This window comes from Dokdonella sp. (assembly GCF_036518555.1).
Taxonomy (GTDB): Bacteria; Pseudomonadota; Gammaproteobacteria; order Xanthomonadales; family Rhodanobacteraceae; genus Dokdonella_A.
In genome coordinates this window covers 1-4,544 of sequence record NZ_DATDMY010000087.1, presented here as the reverse complement: position 1 = coordinate 4,544, position 4,544 = coordinate 1, and the positions used below count along the sequence as shown (strand labels likewise).

Here is a 4,544-nt window from a genome sequence, read left to right as displayed (position 1 = left end):
CAGCGGCCTGAGGCCGAGGTTCGAGGGCGCGCCGACGATGTCGATGCCGCGCGGCGCGGCGGCGCGCAGCATGGGCACGGCGCCACCGGCGCCTGCCGCGAGCAGCGCGCCGAGCATTCGCCGCCGCGTCTGGTCAGGGGATGCGTTCGTCGCCACTTGTAACCTCATATTTGTCTTTTGGAGGTTAGCATGCGCGCCGGCGACGAACCTGTCAAAATCCGTTTGCCGGTTACCCATGCGTCCATGAACTCCGACCTCGCCAGCATCGAACGCGTCGGCGGCAGCCTCTGCCTCGACTTCGTCAACACGCGCGCGTCGCATTTCGATCCCGAGGCGCGCGAGTACCTCGCCGGCTACGCCGACCTCGTCGAGTGGCTGGGCGGCTGCGAGGGAGGCCTCGACGCGCGCACGGCGGCGCGCCTCGCCGCGGCGGCGCGTGCGCACCCGCGTCGCGCCGCGTCCGCGTTCGCGCATGCGCGCAGCGTGCGCGACCTCCTGCAGCGCGTGTTCGCAGCGCGCGCGCACGCACGCGCGCCGGCGCCCGCGGATCTCGACGCGTTCAATCGCGAAGCAGCCGCCGCGCTGGCGCACCGGCGGCTCGCGCCCGGCGCGCATTGGCACTGGTACTGGGACGAGGACGACGCGCTCGAGCAGCCCCTGTGGCAGGTCCTCGCATCGGCCGTCGAGCTGCTGCAGTACGGCGAACCTGCGCGCCTCAAGCAATGCCCCGCTCCGGACGGCTGCGGCTGGCTGTTCCACGACGCGAGCAAGAACCAGACCCGGCGCTGGTGCAGCATGCGCATGTGCGGCAATGGCGCGAAGGCGCGGCGGTTCCAGCAGCGCCGGCGCGACGCGAGCGACTGATCGCAGCGCGCGCACCCGGCGCGCGGGCGCGCGCCGAGGCCGGCCGCCAGCGGGCGGCGACGACGAGATGGATCGGCGCGACGGCGCTCCGCACGAGCATCGATGGCTCGTTCGCGGGCGCATCGAGCGCGGATGTGCGCGCCGCCTGATGCCGGCCGATCGGCTGCTCGAACGGCGGTACGCTTCGCGCGCGTGCGACGGCCGTGCGGCCCTTACAAGCGACAGGCACCCGAAGGTGCCTGCCGGTCCCTCCCCAATCGATGCCGATGCGTCAGAAGGCGTACTGCGCCGAGACGCCGAGCACGTTGCCCGAACTCTGGAACGCGCCGACGAGATGGCTGAACGTCGAGGTCGTGTGGTCGATCTTGCCGTCGTCGACCCACAGGTGGACGTAGCCGGCGTCGAAGCGCCAGTCGGCGTTCGGTTTCCAGCCGAGGCCGACCGACACCCACGTGCGGCTGCCGTCCGGCACGCGCGGCGTGCGCGTGACGTCGTTGGTCGGCGTCTCGTCGTAGGCGACGCCCGCGCGCAGCGTCCACTGGTCGTTCAAGCGGTATTCGCCGCCGAACGAGTACATCCAGGTGTCGTCCCAGCTGAATTCCTGTGCGCGCGTGAACGGGCCCATCGCGGCATCGGAGTACTTGATCAACAGCTGCTCGAAGCTCGACCAGTGCGTGAAGCTCACGTCGGCGCCGAAACTGAGGCGTTCGTCGAACGTGTGCCACCAGCTCGCGGTCACATACCACGGCGTGTCGAAATCGGCCTGGCCCTTCTGGTTGAGGAACGCCCCGCCGAGCAGCGGCAGGATATTGCTCGGCACCTTGAAGCGCGCGTCGCCTTCGAGCGTATGGTCGATCTGCGAATGGAAATTGACGCCGATGCGATCGCTCGTGGTCGGCTTCCACAGCAGGCCGACCGTGAAGCCGTAGCCCCAGTCGTCGCCCTTGAGGCCGCCGAAGCCGTCGGCTTCCTGCGGCAGCACCGCGCCATTGGTCGGTGACGCGAGGATCGTGCCGAAGTCGACCGCCTGGGTCAGCTCCGCGCTCGTGCGCTGCGCGATGATGCTGCCGCCGATCGACCACTGGTCGTTGATCTTGAACGACGTCGCGAAGCTGAGGTCGATCGACTCGAGCTTGGACAGCACGCCTTCGTAGCGCAGCACCGAGCGATCGTCGTAGTTCGTCTCGAAGCCGAACGGCGCGTTGACCGAAGCACCGATCGACCATTGGTCGTTGATGCGATGGGTCAGGTAGATCGCCGGCACGGGCTTGGTCACGCCGCCGTCGCCGCCATTGCCGCCCGTGAGCGGGCGGCCGAGCAGGTCGGTGCCGCTGCCGTGGAATTCGGTCTTGAAATTGATGACGTTGAGGTCGATCTGGACGCAGTTCTCCGAGGCGAGGTCGCCGATCGCCGCCGCATTGTTCGCGACCATCGAACAGTCGCCCGGCGCGGACGCACCACCGGCGTAGGAACGGCCCAGACCCTGCACGCTGTTTTCCTTGAGCTGGAAGCCGCTCGCGAGCGCGTCCTGGCCCACGAGGGCCGCCGCGAGTGCCAACGGCAGGGCGGCGAGCGACGGAACGAGCCGGGTCCGACGGGTCTTGTGCTGCATACGGCACTCCTTGGGGCGAACGGTTTCTTTGCGGGTCTGTAACGAATCCGCAGCGATCTTAACGTCAAGTTCGACGATCTGGCCATCGTGCGCTGCCGCAAACGGGGGCGTATGGTCGGCATCTCGATCCGGCCCGAGCCGCATTCGTGAAATCACCCGCGACAGCGGCCGCCGCCGCCCGCTAAGGTGCCGACTCATCGAACCAACGGAGGTTCCCCGTGCGTCTCGTGCGCCGCTTCGCCGTCCTGCTCGCCCTCGCACCCTGCGTGTGCGCCTCCGCGCTGGCCGCGAGCACGGTGCGCCTCCCCGGCGCGATGTGCCCCGGCGGCGACGCGATCTTCGACGACGGCTACGAGTCGCGCGTGGTGCCGCACGACCCCTCCGGCGGCAGCGGCGGAGCCTACCCCGGCAACGTGACCCGCACGATCGGCGTGCCCGGCGTCGGCACGCGCAGCTATTACCTGCATGTGCCGCCCGGCTACACGCCCACGCAGGCGTCGCCGCTGCTGCTCGCGTTGCGCGGGCAGTCGCTGCCGACCGCGACGGCGGCGCAGCAGGTACGCACGGATTGGACGACCTGGGCCGACAGCAAGGGCTTTCTCGTGCTCGCGCCGGTCGGCAACTCGACCCAGGGCGGCTGGGGCGCGAACGGCGACATCGAGGAAATCAGCGCCGCGCTCGACGACGTGCAGGCCGCCTACAACATCGAGCGCAGCCGCATCTACCTGTGGGGCTTTTCCGCGGGCGCGCACTACGGCCACGCGCTCGCGTTGAACAACGCGACCTACTTCGCCGCGTACGGCGTCAGCGCGGGCTCGCTCGAGCAGTACACGTGCACCGACAGCGGCAATCCGCCGCCCGCGTGCGCGAGCTTCCTCGGCGCGGTGCAGCCGAAGATCCCGATCGACATCCATCTCGGCAACTCGGATCCGCTCTACACGCAGTACGGCGCCGGCGACGACCCCCAGCGCTTCGAGGACGCCGGCTGGATACGCGGTCGCGACCTCTACTTCACGCTGTTCGGCGGCGGCCACACCTACACCGTGACCCATCTCGGCCAGATCTGGAATCACATCTGCCCGTTCGCGCTTGGACCGTGAGCGCGCCCCCGGCGCGGGCAACCCGGGCGCGCCGGCATCGACGATCTCGCCCGCAGGCTCGCACGTGCATCCCGAGCCTGCGGTCGCAGCGGTGCGCTCACGACGAGGCGGCGGGATCCTCGCGCGCGAGCTCGGCGATCGCCTCGCGCACGAGCGGGTCGAGGCCTGCGCCGCCGGCGGCGGCGTGGGCATGCAAGCGACGCCGCATGCGCGGTTCCCAGAAGCGGCGGATGTGCGTCGCGATGCCCGCGACCGCCGCGGCATGGTCGGGCTCGGCGCGAAAGTACGCTCCGATGTCGTTGGCCATCTTCACGAGGCGATCGGGTGCGCTCATGTGCGCGACCCCTCGGTGCCGGCGATGCGCCCGGCATGCGTGTAGACGACGCAATGGTCGCCGCGCGCGAAACCGACGAGGGTGAGATTCGCCTGCGTCGCGAGCTGGATCGCGAGCGCGGTTGGCGCCGAGATCGCCGCGAGCAGGCCGATGCCGAGCGTCGCCGCCTTCTGCACCATCTCGTAACTCGCGCGGCTCGTCACGACGACGAAGCCGGCGCGCGCGTCGACGCCGCGGCGCACGAGCGCACCGAGCAGCTTGTCGAGCGCGTTGTGACGGCCGACGTCCTCGCGCACGAGCGTGATATCGCCGTCGGTCCCCGCCCAGCCGGCCGCGTGGGTTGCGCCGGTCGCTGCGGCGAGCGGTTGCCGCGCCTGCAGCCCCGCCAGCGCGCGTGCGATCGCGCCTGCGTCGATACGCGGTCCGTCCGCGACCGGCGCAGGCTGGCGCAATGCGTCCTCGAGCGCCTGCGCGCCGCACAGCCCGCAACCGCTGCGCCCGGTCAGGTTGCGCTTGCGTTGCTCGAGCGCGTCGGCGCGCGCGGCCGGCACGCGCAACTCGAGTTCGATGCCTTCGAGCAGGGTACGCATCGCGACGACGTCGAGTTCGGACGCGTCCTCGACCACGGCTTCGC

At 70.4% G+C, this 4,544-nt stretch carries 5 protein-coding genes; 2 read left to right on the top strand and 3 right to left on the bottom strand.

Going from position 1 to position 4,544, the window contains the following annotated elements:
• The first annotated feature begins 243 nt into the window (after nucleotides 1-243).
• Nucleotides 244-864 carry a CGNR zinc finger domain-containing protein gene (locus tag VI238_RS05340; RefSeq protein WP_331649221.1) on the top strand — a complete coding sequence of 207 codons (621 nt, stop codon included), beginning with the start codon at nucleotides 244-246 and terminating at the stop codon, nucleotides 862-864.
• 271 nt (nucleotides 865-1,135) lie between these two features.
• Here VI238_RS05340 and VI238_RS05335 read toward each other — a convergent pair whose 3' ends face one another.
• Complete coding sequence (locus tag VI238_RS05335; RefSeq protein ID WP_331649219.1) at nucleotides 1,136-2,476, bottom strand: OmpP1/FadL family transporter; 1,341 nt, start codon at nucleotides 2,474-2,476, stop codon at nucleotides 1,136-1,138.
• 218 nt (nucleotides 2,477-2,694) lie between these two features.
• Between VI238_RS05335 and VI238_RS05330 the strand changes: the two genes are divergently transcribed.
• Nucleotides 2,695-3,576: a PHB depolymerase family esterase gene (locus VI238_RS05330; RefSeq protein ID WP_331649217.1), complete on the top strand. Its 882-nt coding sequence runs from the start codon at nucleotides 2,695-2,697 to the stop codon at nucleotides 3,574-3,576.
• A 97-nt stretch (nucleotides 3,577-3,673) separates the two neighbouring features.
• Here the strand turns inward: VI238_RS05330 and VI238_RS05325 are convergent, their stop codons facing one another.
• Both VI238_RS05325 and fdhD read right to left on the bottom strand, forming a co-directional pair.
• The gene (locus VI238_RS05325; protein WP_331649215.1) at nucleotides 3,674-3,910 is read right to left on the bottom strand and encodes a formate dehydrogenase subunit delta; all 237 of its coding nucleotides are present in this window, start codon (nucleotides 3,908-3,910) and stop codon (nucleotides 3,674-3,676) included.
• Nucleotides 3,907-4,544: formate dehydrogenase accessory sulfurtransferase FdhD (fdhD, locus tag VI238_RS05320; RefSeq protein ID WP_331649213.1), on the bottom strand; the 638-nt coding region annotated here is incomplete at its 5' end. The genes VI238_RS05325 and fdhD, both read right to left, overlap by 4 nt.

Coding starts and splice junctions, on each gene's coding strand:
- VI238_RS05340 (WP_331649221.1), top strand. CDS start 244: ATGAACTCCGACCTCGCCAGCATCGAACGCGTCGGCGGCAGCCTCTGC.
- VI238_RS05335 (WP_331649219.1), bottom strand. CDS start 2,476: ATGCAGCACAAGACCCGTCGGACCCGGCTCGTTCCGTCGCTCGCCGCC.
- VI238_RS05325 (WP_331649215.1), bottom strand. CDS start 3,910: ATGAGCGCACCCGATCGCCTCGTGAAGATGGCCAACGACATCGGAGCG.